Source organism: Paraburkholderia caribensis, assembly GCF_002902945.1.
GTDB classification, from domain to species: Bacteria; Pseudomonadota; Gammaproteobacteria; order Burkholderiales; family Burkholderiaceae; genus Paraburkholderia; species Paraburkholderia caribensis.
The window spans coordinates 1,930,674-1,951,731 of sequence record NZ_CP026102.1 but is presented as its reverse complement, the minus strand read 5'-3'; the positions used below and the strand labels follow the sequence as shown (position 1 = coordinate 1,951,731).

The following is a 21,058-nucleotide window of genomic DNA, read 5'->3' as shown; positions in this document are numbered from 1 at the left end:
CTTATTTTCCCAGCGAAGCCGCAAACGAATTGTCGACCGATCCCGCATAGGTTGCGGCGCCCGGCTTGATATTGCCGATCGATTCCTGCAAATCCAGCGCGTTGCGGAAAGCCTGTTCGGAGATATCGGGCGTCGGCGCGTAGATGTTCTGGTCGATCAACCGTCCGACGGCCGCTTCCACGATCTTCGGGTCGAGCGACGGGAATTCGCTCTTCGCGACATCCTTGGCCGTCTGCGGCGACTGATGGATGAGCGCCTCGGCCTCGGCGATCGACTTCACGAACGCTGCCACCATCTTCGGCTTGTCCTTGATGGTCGAGGCGAGCGTGTCGATGGTCGAGAATGCGTAGCCACCGGGATAGGCCTTCGGAAAGCCGTAGACGATCTTGTAGCCCTGCGCGATACCGGTGTCGGCCTGCGGTTCGTAAACGGCCGCCGCCTGGCTGCGGCCCGCGCTGACGGGCGCGAGCTCGGTGCCGAGCTGCACGGTATTGAGCGAGACCTTCTCGATCTTCTGATCCTTGATCAGACGTTGCAGCAGGTAAGTGCTGGTGGAGGGCGGCAGCGCGACGGCTACGCTCTTGCTCGACATGTCGCCGGGCTGATGCACGCCGGCATCGGGCGGCGCGATCACCCACACGGGCACGCCTGCCACCACGTTCGCCACGCTGATCACGCTCGCGCCCTTGAGATTCGCGAGCACGGCCGTCATCGGGTCCTGCAGCGAAAAGTCCGCATGGCCGCCGATCACGGCAGCCACGCCCGCCGCACCGCTGCCTGCCGTGACCTTCGTCACGTCGAGCCCGTTCTTCGCGAAGATGCCTTTGTCGATTGCCACGTAGAGCGGCAGATACTGGATCGACTGGAATGCCTGATACACCGTCACCGGCTCGGCCGCCTGCGCGGGCAATTGCGCCGCGAACCCCGTTATCGCGGCAGCCGCCGCGATCGCGCCCATGCGTGCGTTCATCCGTTTCATCGTTTTGCCTTCCATGAAATGACCTTTGCTTCCGTGAATTGAACGATCCAGCTCAACAGCGTCGCCATCAGCGTGAGCACGATGATGCCGAGCCACACGGTGTTCAGATCGAACAGCGATCCCGCGACGAACACTTCGTGTCCCAACCCCGCCTGCGAAGCGATGTACTCGCCCACCACCGCGCCGATCAGGGCGAAGCCGATGTTCACGCGCAGCGTGGAAAACACCCACGGCATCGCGCCCGGCAAAATGAGCTTGGTGAAGATCATCGAAGGCTTCGCGTTGAACGAGCGGAACAGGTTGAGCAGGTCCTTGTCGACTTCGCGCGCGGCGGCACAGGAAGAGATCATTGCCACCGCGAAGGTGGAAATGCCGGCGAGCCACACTTTCGACGTCATGTCCGAGCCGAACCAGATGACGATGAGCGGTCCGAGCGCGATCTTCGGGATGCTGTTAAGAATGACCGAGAGGCCCTCGGCAACGCCCGAAACACGCGGCACGAACCACAGCAGCAAACCGAGCCCGATGCCGAGCCCGCTGCCCAGCACCAGGCCGAGCACGGTTTCGTAGAGCGTGACGAGCGTGTCGCTGACCAGCGTGCCGCCGTTGAGACCTTGCTGCGCCGCCAGCCAGATACCGGCAGGCGAGCCCAGCAGTTTGCCGTTGATCCAGCCAGCCGAGACGGCCACCTGCCACAGCGCGATGAGCGCGACGACGATGAGGGCAACAGCGCCCGTAGTGCCGAGCTTTGCCGCGTGGCCTCGCTTCGTGCGCCGGCGCACCGGCGCGTCGGATGACATTGCTACGTCGCTCATGCCGTGGCTCCCGCATGCTGGATGGTATGGCTGCGCAGTCCGTTCCAGACGCGCGAATGGAAGGTGCGGAATTCGGGCGCTTCGCGCGCCGATACGGCGGTGCGCGGGCCGTGCGTGGTGAGGCGCACGTCGATATCGTCTTCGATGCGCGCGGGGCGGCCGCCCAGCAGGATCACACGGTCGCTTACCGCGATTGCCTCCTCGATATCGTGCGTGACGAGCACGACGCTCGTGCCGCTTTGCTCGCGCAGCGCCATCACATCGTCTTCGAGTGCGAGCCGTGTTTCATAGTCGAGCGCTGAAAACGGCTCGTCGAGCAGCACCAGTGTGGGGTCGACGAGCAGCGTGCGCGTCAGCGCCACGCGCTGGCGCATGCCGCCGGAAAGCGAGTGCGGATAAGCGTCGGCCACGGCGCCCAGGCCATAACGCGACAGCATCTGGCGTGCGCGTTCGTAATCAGCCGCTTTGACCTTGCGGTACAGCTCGATACCGAGCACCGCGTTCTGCAATACCGTGCGCCACGGCATCAGCAGATCCTTTTGCAGCATGTAGGCGATGCGGCCCGCGCTGCCGTCTTCACGCGCACCCACGCTGACATGGCCCGATTGCGGCTGGATCAGCCCCGAAACGAGATTGAATAGCGTGCTCTTGCCAGCGCCGCTGCGACCGACGATCGACACGATCTCGCCGCTCTTCACGCTGAAGTCGAGGCGCTCGAAGATCGGCACGTCGACGCCATCGGCGCTCCGAAATGCATGACTGAGTTGTTGGACCTTCAGGCGGTCCGTGCCCGACGCGCGCGTCGTATCGATTGCACCCGCTGCTGGCGCAGTGGCAAAGGCAGAGAGACTCATGGACATCCCCATCGGTACGTGGTGTGCGTTTGTGCTGTGCACAACGCATAATGCACAATCAAAAAAAACGCGGCGCAACTGGAAAAAAATTCGGCGCGCAATTGGGGATTTCCGCGCCCGAAGATGGTGCGGGCATGGGGATGAAGACCAAGAGGGTGCAAGCGGGGTGATCGAAGCGAACCAGTGAACGCGAGCCTCCCGGTTGCTGATGCATTACATATCGCCTATGTTTATAGCGCTAGCGAATACGCTATCGCACCTATGGCGTGACGAGGAATGCGCCGGCCCTCCGCGCTTTCACTGCTGAAAATCGCGTAGGGAGACATCATGGCTTCGGTAATCATCGATGTGAGTGCATCGATTATTTATAACGATTCCACGAAGGCCGCCGCGAACGCGACGGTAATTCAGAACGCACTGAATAATGTCGGTACGCTTACCTACGTGCAGGTCCAGGTCAATAGCCCGGGCGTCTACTATTGCAATGAGGTGGTCATGCCGACCAACACGTCATTCCTGCTGGGCTATGGCGTGACGCACCGCAAGCCCGCCAACTACAACCTGTGCATGTTCATCAACAAGGGGGCGCTTCAGAGTCCACCCGTTGGTGACAGCAATATCGGGTTTTTCGGTCAAGGCACGATCGACGGTAACGCAGCGAGCCAGACGAGCCTCACACAGGCAGTCAGCGCGATTACGGCCAATACCTTTCTCTATGGTATTCAGGGCGAAATCTCGATGATCAACGTGAAGAACTTCGAGTGCGCGATTGCAAATCCATTTAATACGAATGGCTTCTTCTGTCAGTACATCGGTACGGACGCATATTTCCACGACATGAATCCGAATGTGGCGCGTGACTTCATTCATATCAACGGGCCGTCGAAGCACATTGTCGTGGATCGTTGCAGTGGGTTCTCGAATGACGCGTTTATTGCGCTGAACGCGTGGGACTGGCACCGCAGCGGTCCGACAGTCGGCGACATTGTGGACGTACGGATCAACGACTGCGCGTATTACGGCTGTACCGGCCTCGCAGGCCAAACCCGGACTTCGAGTCTCGTGGTGTTTCTTCCGGGCACGCGGACGACGGGTAACGGCACGGGCACCGGCAATGTCAGGAATGTGTCGGTGGACGGCTGGGAGGTCAATATGAATACTGCGCCGGCCGCACCGGCGTCGCCGGGAATCGCGATCACAGGCGACTTCGACCAGGTGAACGGTTCCGAGTATTCCGGCGTCGGCCTGGTCGAGAACGTCAGGATCACGCGTGGCTATTACGCGATGACGAACTCGAACTGCAGCATGATGGTCGTGCAGAAGACGCCGAGCGGGTCTCCTGCCGATGGCCAGAACACGCTGACAGTGCGCAACGTCGTTGTCGAACAGGTGCACTGCGATGCGTCGGTCGGCGCCAATGGCCATATCGCCGTGTCGATACAGGTGCCGTACAACACGTTCAACCTGGATGGCTTGAAGTTCAAAGACTGTGAATGGACCCCGTCGAACCTGACGTCGAACCAGGCGTTTATCCAGTTCGGCAATAAGACGGTTGCCCGCCAGGTGATCATCGACGGGCTCACCATCAATTCGAGCGGCGCGACCGCCCCTACGGCGGCGTGCTTTATCAACCAGTACAGCGCTGGAAATGCGGCGGTGATCGATGACCTCACGCTGGACGGGATCGTGACCGCACAGGGTTATCAGATACCGCAATCGTGGTTCCTTCTGGCGGGTGGCGTAAACAACTTCCGGTCGCGCGGCAACAACATCACCGGCCCGAATGGCGGCGCCGATGGTCAAGGCATCTGTCTGGTCGCCAATACGGCGTACGTGGGTTACGGCGTGGTCTCCGATGGCTATTTCAACGGCGTCAAGGCGGGCGTGCAGATCAATAACGCATCCGCTGCCGGCGTGACGCTGGCGTGGCGCGATTGCAAGATTCTGAACCAGACGCATCCGGTTTTTATGAACGGTGCGTTCACCGCGAACGTTTCCTATGTCGGCGGCATGCTGAGCACAGGCGCGAATCTGGTTCGAAACGTAGCGGGGGCGACGACCCTGTCACTGTTCGGCACCACGGTCAGTGGCGCAGGTGCGCAAGCGGTCACGGTCGTGTCGGGTACCGTGCGCATCACGAAGTCGGACCTTGCGGCGATCACCGCGAGCGGCGCTGTGCTGACCCCACAGAACAACGATATCGTCAACTTCGCGGGTACGCCCTCGTACGCCGGTGCAGTGGTGCAGGGCGGGGGAACGGGGGCGGGCATGTACATCTATCGCGGTACGGGCGCAGCGGGTTGGGTGAAACTGAATTGAGCCGGGGGGATGAATTGCAGATCGTCTGGCTATTTTTTGCCGCGTTGAAATATGTGGCCGTTGTAAAAATGCCAAATCTCTGCGTGAAACAGATTTGAAAGATATTCGGCTGCCGTTCAGTGTGCGACCATCAATCAACAGCTTTTGAAACGCACAACGATGAACCGGGGGCTCCATGAGTAACCATGTGCTCATTTGGGCGGGGGTGCCGCACAACAGTGATGGCATCGTCTTTCAGGTCAGGGTGGTCCACGGGCTTCAACGTTTCTACCTGGCGCGCCGCGTGCTCGAGGATGTGTTCGACCTCGAACCACGCGCTTCCGACGCAAGACAGCTCGAACTCTTCTACACGTTTCTGACGCGCATCGTGGCGCGCGCCAGCAGCAAGCGGTCGATCGGCGGTTCAGACACAGTTGCGCTCCAGTCAACTGACTTCATCGCATCGGGCAAAAGGGAAAATCGATCGACTCTTCATGCATACGCGGGACGTGAAGGGTAAAACGCCTACGCAGCGGATCCGGAATGCGGGGTTGGTGAGGTCGGCGGGTTTTTTCGTATTTCACATGCCGATCGGGGCGATCGATCGAACTCACACTGATAGTCGGTGGCTGCAAATCGGTCCGCGCGTGTGCCTGCTGGAACCTTCGATTCTATTCGCTTCTTCACGGACAGCAAGCCATCCGTTGTTTCGAACCCAACACGCTTTTCGTCGCCCGGCAAGTTTGCGCCCGATGTGTAACGATGGGCATGGAACTCGCACCAGTCTGAAGACGCAGGACAACTCAACGGGGAGGGAAGATGAGAGACAACGCCGAGACACTATTCGTCGCTTCCGAGGACATTGCAACAGCGTTGAACCTGCTGGAGAGCGTGGAGGTTGAGATCGGATTCGATAGCGATGATCCCGAGAGCATCGAGCAGGCGATTCTCGCCGTCGAGGAGGCAATCAATACTCGCCTGAGCGGCCATCGCGGCGATGCACGTATCGAATCAGCGATTCTTCGCGTTAAATCGGATTTCCGGTGCGCGATCCTGGAGCAAGCCTCGTCCGATGAGGACAACGATGGGGCCATCAGCAGCATCCACACCGTGCATTGACTTTTCGACGCGTGTCCACCCGATCGCGCAGTGCGATCGGGTGCAACCGATAGCCCAACACATATGTCTGTGTAGCAAGCTTGACTCTTTTCTTTCTCATCGGCGCGCCGAGATGGTTCGCATCAGCGTCCCTTAAGAATTGCGCTTTATGATGCCGTCCTCGTTTTGCGACAGCGCCGGTAAGCATGTCGCAAGTCCGCAATATTTAATTCAGCATTACCGGTTCTTCCGGCTTTGATTCCCTGAGACGCGGTATTTTTGTCATTATTCAGAATGCCACCAGGGAACAAGTTCGGCATTCAAAACGCCATTAATTACCGGTGTGTTCGGGCCGCCACAGTCGCGTGCGCCGAATGTAAAGGATCGTTACTCACGTAACGGCGAACCACGAACACGTACCGGGTGTTCACTCCTCCCAGGCGATCCACGGAGCGGCGCGCGCGATGACTGCCGCCGTCGCGCGCACGCATTCGCTTGCCCGCGAGCTCACGCAGATGTTTTCAAACCGTAACAACCCGCCATATTGAGGGGGTCAAGATTCAATTACTTTTTGAGTAACCGATCGCGGCCGTATTTGCGGGGGCGTGGAGCAGTCGGTACTTGTTCGATCTATTCGAGGCGGGTCAACCGATCACATCATGAATCTGAACCTGAAACGGCTCTATCACGTATGCAATCCCGAGCGCGCATGCCTGGACGGCAATCTTCCGTCGCTGCAATGGCGAATTCGTTGCATCGATATTCGTGAACGGCAAGGCGCCGCATTGCTCGCCAATGATCGCGCCGCGGGTTTGATCGAATTTCCCTCGTTGAGCATCCCCGGTGATCTGAATGAAGTCGACGAACTCACGCGAACCAGCGCAGCCATCAGTTGGGTGGCTGTCGTCACCCATGCGCATCTCGATGATCCGGAAATTGGGCGGATCGTCCGCACGCGGTGTGTGAGTTATATCCGCTTGCCCGCGGCGGCGGAGATGGTCGCTCAGGAACTGGATCGTGCGTATGAGATGTCCGCTGGCGACGGGAACGAGCATACGAGCGCGAACGTGGGAGCCGTCGCGTTGATCGGCGCAAGCGCGGCGATGGGCGACGTGCGTGCGGCAATCCGTAGCGCGTCGGAACATGAACGGCCTGTGACGTTCATCGGCGAATCGGGCACGGGCAAGACGCTGGCGGCGTCGTCGATCCATCTGGGTTCGTCGCGCCGCGAAGGGCCGTTCGTGTCGATCGATTGCGCGGCCTTCGCACCGGAACGCGTGGAAGCGGAATTGTTCGGGGAAGCGGGCGGCGAGGAGACCGAAGTCGAAGAGGGCAACCAGCGCTCCCGCCTCGGCATGGCGGAGGGCGGCTCACTGTATATCGACGGCATCTGCGAACTGCCGCTGTCGGCACAGCAGCGTCTCGCGGACGTGCTCGATTCAGGAGCGCGCAACGTGCGCATCATCTGCTCGAGCTATATCGACTTGCAGCGCGCTGCAGACGAACATCGTCTGCACGCGCGTCTTTTGTCGTGGCTTGCGCCCGACACGATCACGATTCCTCCGCTGCGTGAGCGCGGCCCGGATATTCGCTTGCTCGCCACGCATCTGCTGAAGAGCTTCCGCTCCGATTCCCGTCATGGGGTGCAAGGTTTTTCCGTATGCGCGTGGGAAGCGTTCGACGCGCACACGTGGCCCGGCAATCTGCAGGAAATGATCAACCGGATCCGCCATGCAATCGTCGCCAGTGAAGGCCCGCTCATCACGGCCGTTGACCTCGGTTTCGATCGGACCGCGAGCGTGCCGATGCTGAGCGCGTCCGACGATAACGACCAGATTCCCGAATGGCAGGCGGTCGAGCTGGCCATCGCGCGAAATCAGGGCCGGCTCGATGCGGCTGCGTCCGAGTTGCGCATTTCCAGGGTGCTGCTCGCCCGCATGCTGGCATCGGACTCCCGGCGGTCGGTGGCGGCGCCGGGCGAGTTGCGGATGGATTCCGCGTAGGGGGCAGGGTGGGCGCTGGAATGACGCTCGCCCGCGAACAGGCCCGAACAGACCATTCCGCAATGCGCTTCACGAACAGTTACACAAACCTTTTTTGTGTAGCACCTTGTCACATATCTGCGCGCTATGCTTGCCGTCAACGTCGCGGCGCCTATTTCCGCGTATCTACCCTGGTTATTTTTCTCGACGTTATTTGCCATTTTTTGCGGATTTTTTTATTCCGTCCTATGTTGTTTTTGTGTTACCGGAACCTTCCCTGACCCATGAAAGAGCCCTATCGCGCCGTTCACCGCTATCCGCGTAACGACTCGGGACGCGACTTCGTCGTGGGCGATCTGCACGGTTGCTTCGAGCAATTGCGCGCGGAGCTGGAGGCGCGCCATTTCGATCCGCAACGCGACCGGCTGTTTGCCGTCGGCGATCTCGTCGATCGCGGGCCGCAATCGGATAGCGTGCTGGAGGCCGTCGAGCGCTACAGGATCAAGTCGGTGAAGGGCAATCACGAAGACGTGATCCTACGCTGGCATGCCGGCGAGGAGCAGGCGCTTTCACTGCTGGGCAACGGCGCGGACTGGCTGCTCGACAGAGCCGACGAACGGGAATGGGTTCATGCGATCGCCGCGTACATGGCATCGCTGCCGTACCTGATCGAGATCGAAACTGAGCACGGGCTGGTTGGCATCGTGCACGCGGATTCGCCCGTATCCGACTGGAACCGGCTGGTCGCCGATATCGAAAGAGAACGGGCGGACGGCAAGACGCGCCGCAAGGCGATCTGGTCCCGCACGCGCTGGAAGGCGCATCAACCGCATCCTTCGCCGTCACGCAACACGTTGCGCAGTCTGCTAGACAAGGCGCGACACAGCGTGCGCGGAGAGGCGCATGCCGTGGGACGGATCGAGAACGTGACGGCCGTGATCGTCGGCCATACGCCCGTGTCCACCGTCACCGCGAAGGACAACGTGATCAACATCGACACGGGCGCTGTCTACGGCGGCAAGCTCACGATCATGGACCTTGCCGACCTGCCGCAGTGGATCGACGTGTCGCCGCGCTCTCCTGTTGCGGACGAGCCAGGCTGGCGCGAGCCGGTCATGGCGAACAGCGCGGCGCGCGCGCAAACGCCTGAGTTGAAGGCCCATACCGCAATGGCTGAAGCGGCCACGAGCGAGACCGACGTCGCACTGGCAGACGATCCTGCACCGTTGGAGATTCCCGCTGCAACGGCGGCGCGTCATGACGACGTTCAAAACGAAGCGCCGCGTCTCGCGCCCGAATCCAGGCCCGCGCCCGAACCGTTGACACCGTTCGTCTCGAACGGCATGCACATCACCGTGCGGATGAGCCTGCACAGCATGGTGAGCGAGGGGCAGCAGGGCGCGAATACCGTCGCCACGCGCCGGCGATAGCGACGACAAGCGTCATTCAATTCGGCGGCACATGGCGCGCCGTATCCATGCCAAGCCGTCTGAGCAGATCGCGTCCGCGCGCGCTGATCTGCAGTGCGGCCATGCCGCCGCGAAGCTCGTGCACTTCGACGAGTTCGTAGTGGCGCAGTGCGAGCACATCGGGCTCGAGCGATTCGATGCGGCGGTCATTGCCATTCAACAGCATGAGCGTCGCCAGTTCGTGAGGGCTCAACATCAGGACACCTCCGTGGACAAGTGAGCGAGCAGTCCGGACATGCTAGTCGGAGGACACGACAGTTTGACTACGGGTGTATTTCATCCCGTTACGCGGTTACGTGTTTGACGGTCGCGAAAGGCGGCGGCCAGTCCCGCGCTTGCGGCCCATGCGCGAATGGCGCGGCGATAAATCGACGACGGGCGTGTAACAGGCTTACGCGCGGGTAAGCCCGTTACAGCAGCTGGAAAGCACGCGCCTGCTTGCGCGGCGTTAGCGTGCGTCATCGGCCGTGGCGCGCCAGGCAGGCGTTTCGTCGTCGACCTGTGAGACCAGCGTTTCGAGCGACAGACCTTTCGTTTCGATACCCATCGCCCACACGGCCAATGCGGCCACGCCGAACGACAGCGCGCCGAGCGTGAACACACCCCCTTGTCCGAAGATGGGCAACACCACGCCGACTGCATAGGGGCCGATCAGCGAGCCGATACGGCCTATCGCCGAAGCAAAGCCGGACCCCGTCGCCCGCGCACCCGTGCCGTAGAGTTCGGGCGTGTACGTGTAGAGCACGGCCCACATGCCGAACAGGAAGAACTGCATCGCGAGGCCGGTGCAGATCAGCAGCGTGACGCTGTCGGCGTGCAATGCCGTCTGGCCATATGCGTAGGCCATTACCCCGCCGCCGACCAGCGACGCGATACACGTCGGCTTGCGCCCCCATCGTTCGACGAGCCACGCGGCGCACAGAAAGCCCGGTACGCCCCCAAGCGAGATGAGCACGGTGTAGAACACCGATTTCGTGACGGCGAAGCCCGCCTGCTGCATCAATGCACCTAGCCACGAGGTGAGACCATAGAACCCGAGCAGCGCGAAGAACCACAGCGCCCATACCATGATCGTGCGCTGACGATAGGCCGCGCTCCAGATTTCACGGAACGCGCCGTGCTTCGAGGGCACGGCCTGATCGGCGAGCATCGACGGCGCGGGCAGCGAACGCAGTCCGCTGGACTTCATCACCTTCGCCTCGATCTGGCCGAGTACGGCATCGGCCTGCGCAAGACGTCCGCGATGTTCGAGCCAGCGCGGCGATTCGGGCACGACGCGCCGCACGATCAGCACGAACACGGCGGGAATCGCAAGCAATGCGAACACGGTGCGCCAGCCGAAATGCGGCAGCACGAAGAACGACACGACGCCCGCCGTGATGAAGCCGAGCGGCCAGAAGCCGTCCATCAGCGCGACGAGCCGTCCGCGCGAAGCCGTCGGCACGAATTCGGACAGCAGCGTTTGCGCGATCGGGAACTCCATGCCCATGCCGATGCCGAGCAGCACCCGATAGACGATCAGCGCATCGACGCTTTGCGCCGTCGAGCACAGATACGACGCGACGCCCCACAGCACCATGCTCCACTGAAAGACCGGGCGTCGGCCGAAGCGGTCCGCGAACAGTCCCGCGACGGCCGCGCCGAGCACCATGCCGAAGAAGCTCGCGCTCGCGACGAGTCCCGCTGCTGCGCTCGACAAACCGAACTCGGTCTTGATCGAGCCGAGCACGAAGGTCATCGTGCCGAGATCGACGGAATCGAAGAAGAACGCAATCGCGATGATGATGAAGATGGTGCGGTGATAGCCGGAAAACGGCAGGCGTTCTAGACGCGCGGCGGCGCTGGGTCGTGCGATGGTCGGCATGTCATCCCCGGATGGAGGTTGGAAGAGGCCGGCGGTCCAGCGAAGCGCGCTTGCTTCACGGGCCGGCTCGTTCCAGTAGATGCCGCCATTAATCCGTCATATAGAACAGATTCGGCATTGGGATGGTATGTCTGCGCCATCCGGTGTGCGCCATCGGTCATGACGCACACGTTCGTTCATTGCGTATGGGCAGCCACGCTCGGTGCCGGTGCGCGCGCAACATGCTTCCCGCCACGAGCCGGTGCGCCGTTCGCCACATAGTAGGGCGCGTTGGAGCGCGCGAGCGGATCGCGCCCGCGAATGCGGTCCGCGATTTTTTCCGCGAGCATGATGGTCGGCGCGTTCAGGTTGCCTGTGGTGATGCGCGGCATGATCGACGCGTCGACCACGCGCAGTCCTTCGAGACCATGCACGCGCCCTTCGCCATCGACGACGGCCATGTCGTCATAACCCATCGCGCACGAGCACGACGGATGATAGGCCGTCTCGGCACGCGCGCGCACGAACGCGTCGATCTGCGCATCCGTCTGCAGCTCGGCGCCGGGGCTCAGTTCGCGTCCACGGAAGCGGTCGAGCGCCGGCTGCGCGATGATCTCGCGGGTCACGCGGATCGCGTCGCGGAACTCGCGCCAGTCGAGCGCTTCGGACATGTAGTTGAAGAGGATCGACGGATGCGCGTGCGGGTCGCGCGAACGCAGCTTGACGCGCCCGCGGCTCGGCGAGCGCATCGAGCCGACGTGCGCCTGAAAGCCGTGCATCTTGATCGCATTCGTTCCGTTGTAATTGATCGCGACAGGCAGGAAGTGATACTGGATGTTCGGCCACGGGTCGTCGTCGCGCGTACGGATGAACCCGCCTGCCTCGAAGTGATTGCTCGCGCCAATGCCCGTGCCCTTCAGTATCCATTCGATGCCGATGGCGGGCTGGTTGCGCAGCAGCAGTGCAGGGTAGAGCGACACGGGCTCCTTGCACTCGTACTGCATGTACATCTCGAGATGATCCTGCAGGTTCTGGCCGACACCGGGCAGATCGAGCACGACGGGAATGTCGAACTCGCGCAGCCATGCGCCGGGTCCGACGCCCGAGCGTTGCAGGATTTGCGGCGATGCAATCGCGCCGCCGCACAGCAGTACTTCGCGGCGCGCGTGCACGGTGATGCGCGCGTCGCCGTCCAGATACACCACGCCTTGCGCGCGCTTGCCGCTGAAGAGAATGCGGTCGGTGGTAGCGTGCGTGACGATCGTGAGGTTGGGCCGCTGCTTCGCCTGATCCAGATAGCCGCGCGCGGTGCTCGCGCGGCGGCCGTTCGCCGTCACCGTGCGGTCCATCGGGCCGAAGCCTTCCTGCTGGTAGCCGTTGAGGTCGTCGGTGCGCGGATAGCCTGCCTGCACGCCCGCTTCGACCATCGCTTCGAACAGCGGGTTCACGCCGGGCTTGCTGGTCGTCACGTGCACGGGGCCGTCGCCGCCGTGATAGTCGTTCGCGCCGATGTCGCGCGTCTCGGCCTTGCGGAAATACGGCAGGCAATCCAGATAGGCCCAGTTTTCCAGGCCTTTTCGTTCGGCCCAGCCGTCATAGTCGAGCGCGTTGCCGCGGATATAGCACATGCCGTTGATCAGCGACGAGCCGCCGAGCCCCTTGCCGCGCCCGCATTCCATGCGGCGATTGTTCATGAACGGCTCGGGGTCCGTTTCATACGCCCAGTTGTAGCGGCGCCCCTGCAGCGGATACGCGAGCGCGGCAGGCATCTGCGTGCGAAAGTCGAAGCGATAGTCGGGCCCGCCCGCTTCGAGCAGCAGCACGGTCGCGTCGCGGTCTTCCGTCAGACGCGTCGCGAGCACGTTGCCCGCCGAACCCGCGCCGATGATGATGTAGTCGTACTCCTTCGCTGCCATGCTGCGCTCCCTCAAAACACGGGCTGATATTTGCCCAGTTCGACCTGGATGGATTTGATGCGCGTGTAGTGCTCGAGTGTCGTGATGCCGTTCTCGCGGCCCACGCCCGATTGCTTGTAGCCGCCCACGGGCATTTCGGCGGGCGACTCGCCCCATGTGTTGATCCAGCAGATACCCGCTTCGAGCCGGTGAATCACCCGATGCGCGCGCGACAGGTTCTCGGTCACGACGCCGGCAGCGAGGCCGTAAATCGTGTCGTTCGCGCGCGCGATCACTTCGTCTTCGTCGGCGAAGGTGAGAATGCTCATCACGGGCCCGAAGATTTCTTCGCGGACGATCTTCATGTCGTCGCGGCAAGCGGCGAATACAGTGGGCTGCACATACTGTCCGTGCGCGTAGTCGCCGTCGGTGATGCGCGCGCCGCCCGTCAAGAGTCGCGCGCCTTCTTTCTTTCCGCTTTCGATGTAGCCGAGCACCTTGTCCAGTTGCGCCGCGCTGGCGAGCGGGCCGAAGTTGGTCGACGGGTCGGACGGCTTGCCGATACGGATGCGCTTCACGCGCTCGATCACGCGTGCTTCGAAGGCCGGTTGCACCGATTGATGCACGAATACGCGCGTGCCGTTCGTGCAAACCTGTCCCGCGCTGAAGAAGTTCGCGGTGACGGCGATGTCGGCGGCGCGGTCGAGGTCCGCGTCGTCGAACACGATCAACGGCGACTTGCCGCCGAGTTCCATCGTCACTTCCTTCAGCGACGAGCCGCCCGCCATCGACATCACCTTCTTGCCCGTCTCGACGCCGCCCGTGAACGAAATCTTGGCGATGCCCGGATGAGCGCTCAGCATCGCGCCGACCCGGCCGTCGCCCTGCACGACGTTGAACACGCCGGGCGGCACGCCTGCTTCGAGGTAGATTTCCGCGAGTTTCGACGCGGACAGCGGCGTCACTTCGCTCGGCTTGAAGATCATCGCGTTGCCGGCAGCGAGCGCGGGCGCGGATTTCCAGCACGCGATCTGGATCGGATAGTTCCATGCGCCGATGCCCGCTGTCACACCCAGCGGCTCGCGCCGCGTATAGACGAACGACTCGGCGCGCAACGGAATCTGCTGGCCCTCGATGGCCGTGGCGAGTCCGGCGTAGTACTCGATCACGTCCGCGCCCGTGACGATATCGACCGCGCGGGTTTCGGCAATCGGTTTGCCCGTGTCGCGCATTTCGAGTTCGGCGAGCGCGTCGTTGCGCTCGCGCAGCAATTCGACGGCGCGGCGCAGGATGCGCGAACGCTGCATGGCCGTCATCGCGGCCCACGCGCGCTGGCCTTCGCGCGCCGATTGCACCGCGCGGTCGATGTCGGCTTCGCTCGCCTGCTGGACGGTTGCGAGCCGTTCGCCGGTGGCGGGATCGAAGGTGTCGAAGCTGACGCCGCTCGTGGCGTCGACATATTCGCCGCCGATGTAGAGACGTTGCAGGCCGTATCCGGGCATCGGTTTTCTCCTTGAAATGCGGGGTTCGTGGCGCGACGTTATGAGCCGCTTTGCGCCAGCAGCAGGTCGATGTAGTCGTTCGCGAGGCGCAGCGCCGCTTTGGTATCGAATGGATCGCCGGACAACGCGCCGCGCAGCCACAAGCCGTCGATCATCGCGGCAAGACCGCTGGCGGCGCGGCGTGCCGACGCGCGCGGCAATTCCTTCGCGAACTCCGCGCACAGGTTCGAATAGAGACGCCGCGTGTTCACGCGCTGCAGACGGCGCAGGGACGGCTCGTGCATGCTTTCGGACCAGAACGCGAGCCAGGTCTTCATCACCGGGCCGCTCACCTGCGAGACGTCGAAATTCGCTGCGACGACGGCGCGCAAACGCGCGCGCGGCTGCGGCTTCGCGGCGATGCGGCGGCGCGTCGTGGCCGCCCACAGGTCGCGCAGGATGTGGCGCATGGTCGCTTCGAGCAGGCCGTCCTTGTCGCCGAAATAATGGCTGACGATGCCCGTCGAAATGTTCGCGCGCTGTGCGACGGACGCGAGCGTGGTGCCCGACAGACCGGACTGGTCGATGGTGAGCAGCGTGGCGTCGATCAGTTGCGCGCGACGCACTTCGCGCATTCCGACTTTGGGCATGGATGACTCGCAATGCTCCCGAAAGCCGTCACTCTAGTCGTTTTTTATTGAACGTTCAATCAATAAAAACCGCGCAAAACGGCTTTGTCGGTTTGGGGAAAACACATGTCGGTTTTTGAACACTGGCCGACGGGGCAAAGGGACTAACCTCGACTCAGCGCTTTTTTGCGCATTCAGACAAACATGGAGACGAGACGATGAGCAGCAATCGCGGTGTCGTGTATCTGGGGCAGGGCAAGGTCGAAGTGCAGTCGATCGATTACCCGAAGATGGTCGATCCGCGCGGACGCGCGATCGGTCATGGCGTGATCCTGAAAGTGGTGTCGACCAATATCTGCGGCTCCGACCAGCACATGGTGCGCGGCCGCACGACGGCTGAAATCGGCCTCGTTCTAGGGCATGAAATCACGGGTGAAGTGATCGAAGTGGGCCGCGATGTCGAAACGCTGAAGATCGGCGATCTGGTCTCGGTGCCGTTCAACGTTGCATGCGGCCGCTGCCAGACCTGCAAGGAACAGCACACGGGCGTGTGCCTGAACGTGAACCCTTCACGCGCGGGCGGCGCGTACGGATACGTGGACATGGGCGGCTGGATCGGCGGCCAGGCCGAATACGTGCTCGTGCCCTATGCGGACTTCAATCTGCTGAAGTTTCCCGACCGCGACCGCGCGATGGAAAAGATTCGCGACCTCACCTGTCTTTCCGACATTCTGCCGACGGGCTATCACGGTGCCGTGATGGCGGGCGTAAAGCCGGGATCGACGGTGTACATCGCGGGCGCGGGCCCCGTCGGCATGGCGGCGGCTGCGTCGGCGCGTTTGCTGGGCGCCGCGTGCACGATTGTCGGCGACATGAACGAAGAGCGGCTCGCGCATGCGCGTGCCGTCGGCTTCGAAACGGTCAATCTGTCGAAGGACGCGACGCTCGGCGAGCAGATCGCGCAGATCCTCGGCAAGCCGGAAGTGGATTGCGCCGTGGACTGCGTGGGCTTTGAGGCGCACGGCCACGGCAGCCATGGCTCGCGCGAGGAAGCGCCTGCCACGGTGCTCAATTCGCTGATGGACATCACGAAGGTGGCCGGCGCAATCGGCATTCCCGGCCTCTACGTCACCGACGATCCGGGCGCTACCGACGCGGCGGCGAGAAAGGGCAGCCTGTCGATCCGTTTCGGCCTCGGCTGGGCGAAGTCGCATTCGTTTCATACGGGACAGACGCCCGTGATGAAGTACAACCGCAATCTGATGCAGGCAATTCTGTGGGACCGCCTGCCTATCGCGGATATCGTCAATGTGTCGGTTATTTCGCTGGACAGCGCGCCCGATGGCTATCGTCAGTTCGATGGCGGCGCGCCGCGCAAGTTCGTGCTCGATCCGCATGGATTGCTGAAGGCTGCGTGATGCGAACCGGAGGGTTCGCATCGGGCGGGTAGCAGGTCGAAGTCTCCTCTGTCCCCTGTCGTGGACGATGCTGCGTCTCCTTTTGTGAGGAGCGCAGCATTTTTTTGTGTTTCGACGCAATGGGACTGCGCGGCAAGCCGTTAAAAGTCGTGCCGAATCGAGAATGTCGCGCCTCTTTCGTGCGCGTGATTGAGGTTCAGAAGCGGGTCGGCCCTGAAGCTCCAGTCGTCGCTGGCGGCTGCGGGCGGAATGCTTTGAGCGTCGGACGGCAGTCCGAAGCCATATGGCAGGCCCGGAGGCTGGCCAGTCTGAACGCTGTCTAGCGGGGCGAGATATGGGTTGCCTGGCGTATGCCCAACGCGGAACCGCTGTTTACCCGGCGCGATGCCGCCGTTGTCAGGCAGGCCATAAGCCGAATTGGCCCACTGCATCGAGTTCTTCATCACGTAGCGATGCACATGGCGTTGTGGCGCATAGGGCGATGACGCAATGACGGGGTACGAGTAAAACAGGACAAACGGGGAATGCCTCTCAGATGTGACGTGGATGCGATCGTTCGCGAATGAACTCGCGCCAGTCAGAAGCAATAATGCACCGGCAATCCAGCGAGCTGGATTGCGGCGCATCACGAGCCTTATCGAATCGGCGACGAAACTGATCACACTACCGGCCGTCCTTGGTCCATTAGAACCCTTACCGGTTAAGGCATGGATAATCCAATTTAGTTCTTTTTATATTGCCGGTAAATAATCCCACCGCTTATCCACACGCACCAATTTCTCCACACGCCGTGCAGAAATCGCAACCATCTTTGCGAATCACCGCATTTGCGCCGCAATTGCCGCATTTACGGCCATACATCGTGCGTAATTCCTGAGCGCCGTGTTGCGCCGCGGTATCCTCGATCGTGGAGAGTGCGTGATCTGCCGTCGACGCATTGGGGTTGGTCTGTCCGAGCGGCAGTCGCGCGAGCAGACGCGACGGCACCTGGTTGCCTTCCGCATCGAGAAAGCCGCGCCGGTGCAGTATTTGCTGAAGCGCGTAAGCGAGCGCCGCGACTTCCGAGTCGTGCCAGCGCGGCGAATGGTGCCCGTCCATCCGCTGTACCTCGCCGAGCCTGACCTGGCCACGGTCCCATGAGACCTTGCGCAAGTCCTGCAAGTTGCGCGCGACGAAACCGCCGCGCGCGGCGAGCGACAGCGAACGCATTGTCGCGGTGATCCATTGCTGCGACTCGTCGCGCTGACCGGCGGGAATGAAGAACTCGATGGGACGTTCGATCGTCACTTCCTCGCCGCCGACGCGTCCCGTCACTTCGATGAACGACACGGCCAGATACAGCGACTTCTTGCCGGCTGCCGTCAGGTACTCCACTTTCTCGATGATCGCGGGCAATTCCCCTCTCGGCCGATGGTCGATGGCGACGCGCAGCGGGTCGAGATCGATTTCCGCGAGAGCGTCGTCGGGCGTGGCGGCGGGTTCCTGCGTCACGCTGAGCACAGCGCCGAGCGTTTCGTTCGGCCGGTACGTCGCGAGACCTTTCAGGCCGCTTTTCCATGCGTCGAAATAGAGGGTTTCGAAAGCGTCGAACGGATAGTCGGCGGGCACGTTGACCGTCTTCGAAATGGACGTGTCGATATACGGCTGCACGGCGGCCATCATGTCGAGATGATCGCGTGCCGACATTTCGAGCGCGCTGACGAAATAGTCCGGCAGATGGGCGACATCGCCGCCAAGCTCGCGATAAAGACGGTACGCATGATCTTCGACGGCGAACTGCTCGCGGCTGCCGTTCGCCATCACCTTCATGCGCGTGTAGGTCCACGAGAACGCTGGCTCGATGCCGTTCGACGCATTGTCCGCGAACGCCAGGCTGACCGTGCCCGTCGGCGCAATGGAGAGCAGATGGCTGTTGCGAATGCCGTGCGTGCGGATGGCGTTCTTGATGTCATCGGGCAGGCGCGACGCGAACGTGCCTTCTTCCAGATATTGCTTTGCGTTGAAGAGCGTGAAGGCGCCGCGTTCGCGCGCGAGTTCGACGGATGCGCGATACGCTTCGTCGCGCATCAGGCGGGCGATGCGCACCGCGAAATCACGGCCTTCCTGCGAGTTGTAGCGCAGTCCCATCATGACGAGCGTGTCGCCCAGGCCCGTGAAGCCGACGCCGATGCGGCGCTTGGCGCGCGATTCGTCGTATTGCTGCGGAAGCGGCCAGAGCGTCACGTCGAGCACGTCGTCGAGAAAGCGTACGTGGGTGCGTGTGCGTTGCGCGAGCGCGTCCCAGTCGAACGACGGCGTGCCGCCATGCCGCTGCGCGAACGGATCGATCACGAAGCGCGTCAGGTTCAGCGGGCCGAGGTTGCAGCAGCCGTAAGGCGGCAGCGGCTGCTCGCCGCAAGGGTTGGTGGCGCGGATCGTTTCGACGGCGCGCAGGTTGTTGTCGTCGTTCATGCGCGAGATGAACACGATACCTGGCTCGGCGATGTCGTAGGTCGAGCGCATGATGCGATCGAAGATTTCTTTCGCGCGCCGTTCGCTGTAGACCCACATGCCGTCTTCGCGCTTGTGCATGTCGTTGGCCGCTCGAAGGGCGGGGGTCGGTTCTGCGTGATGCACGAGTTGCCACATCTCGTCGTTTTCGACGGCGCGCATGAATTCGTCGCTGACGGCGACGGAGACATTGAAGTTATTCCATCGGCCTTTCGAATGTTTGGCCTCGATGAATTCGAGCAGATCGGGGTGCGTGCAGTCGAGCACGGCCATTTGCGCGCCGCGCCGGGAGCCGGCGCTTTCGACGGTGCGGCAGGAGGCATCGAATACATCGATATAGCTGCAGGGGCCTGACGCTGACGAACTGGTCGTCTTGACGCGCGCGCCGTGCGGGCGGATGGCCGAGAAGTTGTAGCCGACGCCGCCACCGCGGCGCATGGTTTCTGCTGCTTGCAGCAGCGCGACGTAGATGCCGGGCAAGCCCTGGTCGTCGACGCCTTGAATACTGTCGCCGACGGGTTGCACGAAGCAGTTGATCAGCGTTGCGGCGATGCCGGAGCCTGCGGCGCTCATGATCCGGCCTGCGCCGAGTGCGCCGTTTTGCAGGTTCTCGACGAAGCGGGCTTCGATGGCGGGGCGCAGGGGTTCGGGCTCGGCCATTGCGACGCCGCGCGCGACGCGGCGGTAGACGTCGTCGGCGGTTTGTTCGTCGCCTTTGGCGTACTTTTCTTGCAGGACGTCGAGGGAGAATTGCTGCGGTGCGATGGGGGGGTGTAGTTGCTGCTGGCGCTGCAGTTGCGTCGGTTCGTTGTCGGTGTCAGCCATGAGGAGCCTCGGAGGCAGTGTGCGCGACGCCCGGTCGCTGTGAGGGTTCACCATAACGCACTAGTCCAGGGTGTGCAAACCGCACACGATCGGTTTTTGATGTGCGATGGGTTTGGGTTTTGCTGGGCGTTCATGGTTGGGGGGCTTGTGTTTGTTGTTGGTCGGTGTTTTGTGCTTTTCGCTGGGATCCCTATTTGCTTTTGCTTTGCGCTGGCATCCGCGTTACGTTAGCGTGCTTCAGGCGTCGCCCCTGTGCGGGGCGGCACCTACTTTTCTTTGCCGCCGCAAAGAAAAGTAGGCAAAAGAAAGCGGCTCACACCGCCAATTCTTGACGTTTACCCACGGGCCCCCAACGTCCCCATCGTTCACACACCAGCGCCTTGGTTGGTGCCCGTTGCCAACGCTTCGAACAAACGCCTCACCCGCTTCAATTACCCGTACCCGGGCCAGCGGCAGCGAATGGTATGTGCCGCCCAGGTGGCAAACTGTGTGTAGGTTGTCGCGTCGTACGGCTTAGCGCTCTTACGGGGTGGGACGCATGCGCTATCAGTCCGGAGTGAGACGTGTGAGGCGCTACGGCCGACACACAGTTTGCCACCTGGGCGGCGGTGGACTGGCTGGTGAGGCATGCTGAAACGCGGGTGCGTGAAGTGGGTGAGGCGCTCATTCAGCGCGTTAGCAACGAACGTGGGTCACGTGATTGCCGTGCGAAGTGTGGGGACGTTGGGGGCCCGTGGACAAAGGTCAAGCGCTGGCGGTGTGAGCCGCTTTCTTTTGCCTACTTTTCTTTGCGGCGGCAAAGAAAAGTAGGTGCCGCCCCGCACAGGGGCGACGCCTGAAGTGAGCTAACGTAACGCGGATGCCAGCGCAAAGCGCAAAGCGCAAGGTGCACGAGTCAAACCACGAACACCAGCACAAAAAAACCAAAACCGCCGCCCCGCACAGGGGCAAAAAAAACGGGCACCGCTATCGCACTAGCAAA

The 21,058-nt window shown here is 62.1% G+C and carries 17 protein-coding genes; 7 read left to right on the top strand and 10 right to left on the bottom strand.

The features are described 5' to 3' along the window. Position 1: 1 nt before the first annotated feature. Genes C2L66_RS25295 through C2L66_RS25285 form a run of 3 tightly spaced genes read right to left on the bottom strand, consistent with a single transcriptional unit; the run spans position 2 to position 2,648 of the window. Positions 2-979 (bottom strand): ABC transporter substrate-binding protein, encoded by a 978-nt coding sequence (locus C2L66_RS25295; protein ID WP_060607197.1) that lies wholly within the window; start codon positions 977-979, stop codon positions 2-4. Further along, on the bottom strand, positions 976-1,794 hold the full coding sequence (locus C2L66_RS25290) for an ABC transporter permease (RefSeq protein ID WP_054930718.1): 819 nt from the start codon (positions 1,792-1,794) through the stop codon (positions 976-978). Before C2L66_RS25290 ends, C2L66_RS25295 begins: the two co-directional genes overlap by 4 nt. After that, positions 1,791-2,648, bottom strand: a complete 858-nt coding sequence (locus tag C2L66_RS25285) for an ABC transporter ATP-binding protein (RefSeq protein ID WP_224102319.1) — start codon at positions 2,646-2,648, stop codon at positions 1,791-1,793. Before C2L66_RS25285 ends, C2L66_RS25290 begins: the two co-directional genes overlap by 4 nt. On the opposite strand from C2L66_RS25285, the gene C2L66_RS40810 reads away from it, so the two are divergent. The 6 genes from C2L66_RS40810 (at position 2,647) to C2L66_RS25260 (ending at position 9,456) form a co-directional block, all read left to right on the top strand. Then, positions 2,647-2,835, top strand: a complete 189-nt coding sequence (locus C2L66_RS40810) for a hypothetical protein (protein ID WP_148654614.1) — start codon at positions 2,647-2,649, stop codon at positions 2,833-2,835. The genes C2L66_RS25285 and C2L66_RS40810 overlap by 2 nt on opposite strands. A gap of 140 nt (positions 2,836-2,975) precedes the next feature. Further along, complete coding sequence (locus tag C2L66_RS25280; protein ID WP_060605807.1) at positions 2,976-4,967, top strand: hypothetical protein; 1,992 nt, start codon at positions 2,976-2,978, stop codon at positions 4,965-4,967. A 175-nt stretch (positions 4,968-5,142) separates the two neighbouring features. Then, positions 5,143-5,466 (top strand): hypothetical protein, encoded by a 324-nt coding sequence (locus tag C2L66_RS25275; RefSeq protein WP_060605810.1) that lies wholly within the window; start codon positions 5,143-5,145, stop codon positions 5,464-5,466. Between the two features lie 299 nt (positions 5,467-5,765). After that, entirely contained in the window at positions 5,766-6,065 is a 300-nt protein-coding gene (locus C2L66_RS25270; protein WP_054930715.1) for a hypothetical protein, read from the top strand. 638 nt (positions 6,066-6,703) lie between these two features. Then, positions 6,704-8,047: a sigma-54-dependent transcriptional regulator gene (locus C2L66_RS25265; protein ID WP_060605813.1), complete on the top strand. Its 1,344-nt coding sequence runs from the start codon at positions 6,704-6,706 to the stop codon at positions 8,045-8,047. 263 nt (positions 8,048-8,310) lie between these two features. Then, entirely contained in the window at positions 8,311-9,456 is a 1,146-nt protein-coding gene (locus tag C2L66_RS25260; RefSeq protein WP_060605815.1) for a metallophosphoesterase, read from the top strand. Positions 9,457-9,472: 16 nt separating this feature from the next. Here C2L66_RS25260 and C2L66_RS25255 read toward each other — a convergent pair whose 3' ends face one another. From C2L66_RS25255 to betI, 5 genes are all read right to left on the bottom strand, one after another. Next, entirely contained in the window at positions 9,473-9,691 is a 219-nt protein-coding gene (locus C2L66_RS25255) for a hypothetical protein (protein WP_060605818.1), read from the bottom strand. 252 nt (positions 9,692-9,943) lie between these two features. Beyond that, a complete protein-coding gene (locus C2L66_RS25250; protein ID WP_054930711.1) occupies positions 9,944-11,359 on the bottom strand; it encodes an MFS transporter in 1,416 nt (471 codons plus the stop codon). A gap of 176 nt (positions 11,360-11,535) precedes the next feature. After that, positions 11,536-13,254, bottom strand: a complete 1,719-nt coding sequence (betA, locus tag C2L66_RS25245) for a choline dehydrogenase (RefSeq protein WP_060605820.1) — start codon at positions 13,252-13,254, stop codon at positions 11,536-11,538. Between the two features lie 11 nt (positions 13,255-13,265). Further along, positions 13,266-14,735, bottom strand: coding sequence for a betaine-aldehyde dehydrogenase (gene betB, locus C2L66_RS25240; protein ID WP_060605823.1), 1,470 nt, complete (start codon positions 14,733-14,735; stop codon positions 13,266-13,268). A 38-nt stretch (positions 14,736-14,773) separates the two neighbouring features. Then, on the bottom strand, positions 14,774-15,364 hold the full coding sequence (gene betI / locus C2L66_RS25235; RefSeq protein WP_007590103.1) for a transcriptional regulator BetI: 591 nt from the start codon (positions 15,362-15,364) through the stop codon (positions 14,774-14,776). A 197-nt stretch (positions 15,365-15,561) separates the two neighbouring features. Here betI and fdhA point away from each other — a divergent pair, with 197 nt between their 5' ends. After that, entirely contained in the window at positions 15,562-16,761 is a 1,200-nt protein-coding gene (gene fdhA, locus C2L66_RS25230) for a formaldehyde dehydrogenase, glutathione-independent (protein ID WP_054930709.1), read from the top strand. Between the two features lie 140 nt (positions 16,762-16,901). Here the strand turns inward: fdhA and C2L66_RS25225 are convergent, their stop codons facing one another. Next, on the bottom strand, positions 16,902-17,423 hold the full coding sequence (locus tag C2L66_RS25225; RefSeq protein WP_082433803.1) for a hypothetical protein: 522 nt from the start codon (positions 17,421-17,423) through the stop codon (positions 16,902-16,904). 97 nt (positions 17,424-17,520) lie between these two features. Next, entirely contained in the window at positions 17,521-20,076 is a 2,556-nt protein-coding gene (locus C2L66_RS25220) for an adenosylcobalamin-dependent ribonucleoside-diphosphate reductase (protein ID WP_098021633.1), read from the bottom strand. Between the last annotated feature and the right edge of the window lie 982 nt (positions 20,077-21,058).

What these genes read in the sequence shown, in the direction of transcription:
- fdhA (WP_054930709.1), top strand. Translation starts at nt 15,562, where the DNA reads ATGAGCAGCAATCGCGGTGTCGTGTATCTGGGGCAGGGCAAGGTCGAA.
- C2L66_RS25260 (WP_060605815.1), top strand. Translation starts at nt 8,311, where the DNA reads ATGAAAGAGCCCTATCGCGCCGTTCACCGCTATCCGCGTAACGACTCG.
- C2L66_RS25255 (WP_060605818.1), bottom strand. Translation starts at nt 9,691, where the DNA reads ATGTTGAGCCCTCACGAACTGGCGACGCTCATGCTGTTGAATGGCAAT.
- C2L66_RS25290 (WP_054930718.1), bottom strand. Translation starts at nt 1,794, where the DNA reads ATGAGCGACGTAGCAATGTCATCCGACGCGCCGGTGCGCCGGCGCACG.
- C2L66_RS25220 (WP_098021633.1), bottom strand. Translation starts at nt 20,076, where the DNA reads ATGGCTGACACCGACAACGAACCGACGCAACTGCAGCGCCAGCAGCAA.
- C2L66_RS25295 (WP_060607197.1), bottom strand. Translation starts at nt 979, where the DNA reads ATGAAACGGATGAACGCACGCATGGGCGCGATCGCGGCGGCTGCCGCG.
- C2L66_RS40810 (WP_148654614.1), top strand. Translation starts at nt 2,647, where the DNA reads ATGGACATCCCCATCGGTACGTGGTGTGCGTTTGTGCTGTGCACAACG.
- C2L66_RS25275 (WP_060605810.1), top strand. Translation starts at nt 5,143, where the DNA reads ATGAGTAACCATGTGCTCATTTGGGCGGGGGTGCCGCACAACAGTGAT.
- C2L66_RS25265 (WP_060605813.1), top strand. Translation starts at nt 6,704, where the DNA reads ATGAATCTGAACCTGAAACGGCTCTATCACGTATGCAATCCCGAGCGC.
- betB (WP_060605823.1), bottom strand. Translation starts at nt 14,735, where the DNA reads ATGCCCGGATACGGCCTGCAACGTCTCTACATCGGCGGCGAATATGTC.
- C2L66_RS25285 (WP_224102319.1), bottom strand. Translation starts at nt 2,648, where the DNA reads ATGAGTCTCTCTGCCTTTGCCACTGCGCCAGCAGCGGGTGCAATCGAT.
- betI (WP_007590103.1), bottom strand. Translation starts at nt 15,364, where the DNA reads ATGCCCAAAGTCGGAATGCGCGAAGTGCGTCGCGCGCAACTGATCGAC.
- betA (WP_060605820.1), bottom strand. Translation starts at nt 13,254, where the DNA reads ATGGCAGCGAAGGAGTACGACTACATCATCATCGGCGCGGGTTCGGCG.
- C2L66_RS25270 (WP_054930715.1), top strand. Translation starts at nt 5,766, where the DNA reads ATGAGAGACAACGCCGAGACACTATTCGTCGCTTCCGAGGACATTGCA.
- C2L66_RS25280 (WP_060605807.1), top strand. Translation starts at nt 2,976, where the DNA reads ATGGCTTCGGTAATCATCGATGTGAGTGCATCGATTATTTATAACGAT.
- C2L66_RS25250 (WP_054930711.1), bottom strand. Translation starts at nt 11,359, where the DNA reads ATGCCGACCATCGCACGACCCAGCGCCGCCGCGCGTCTAGAACGCCTG.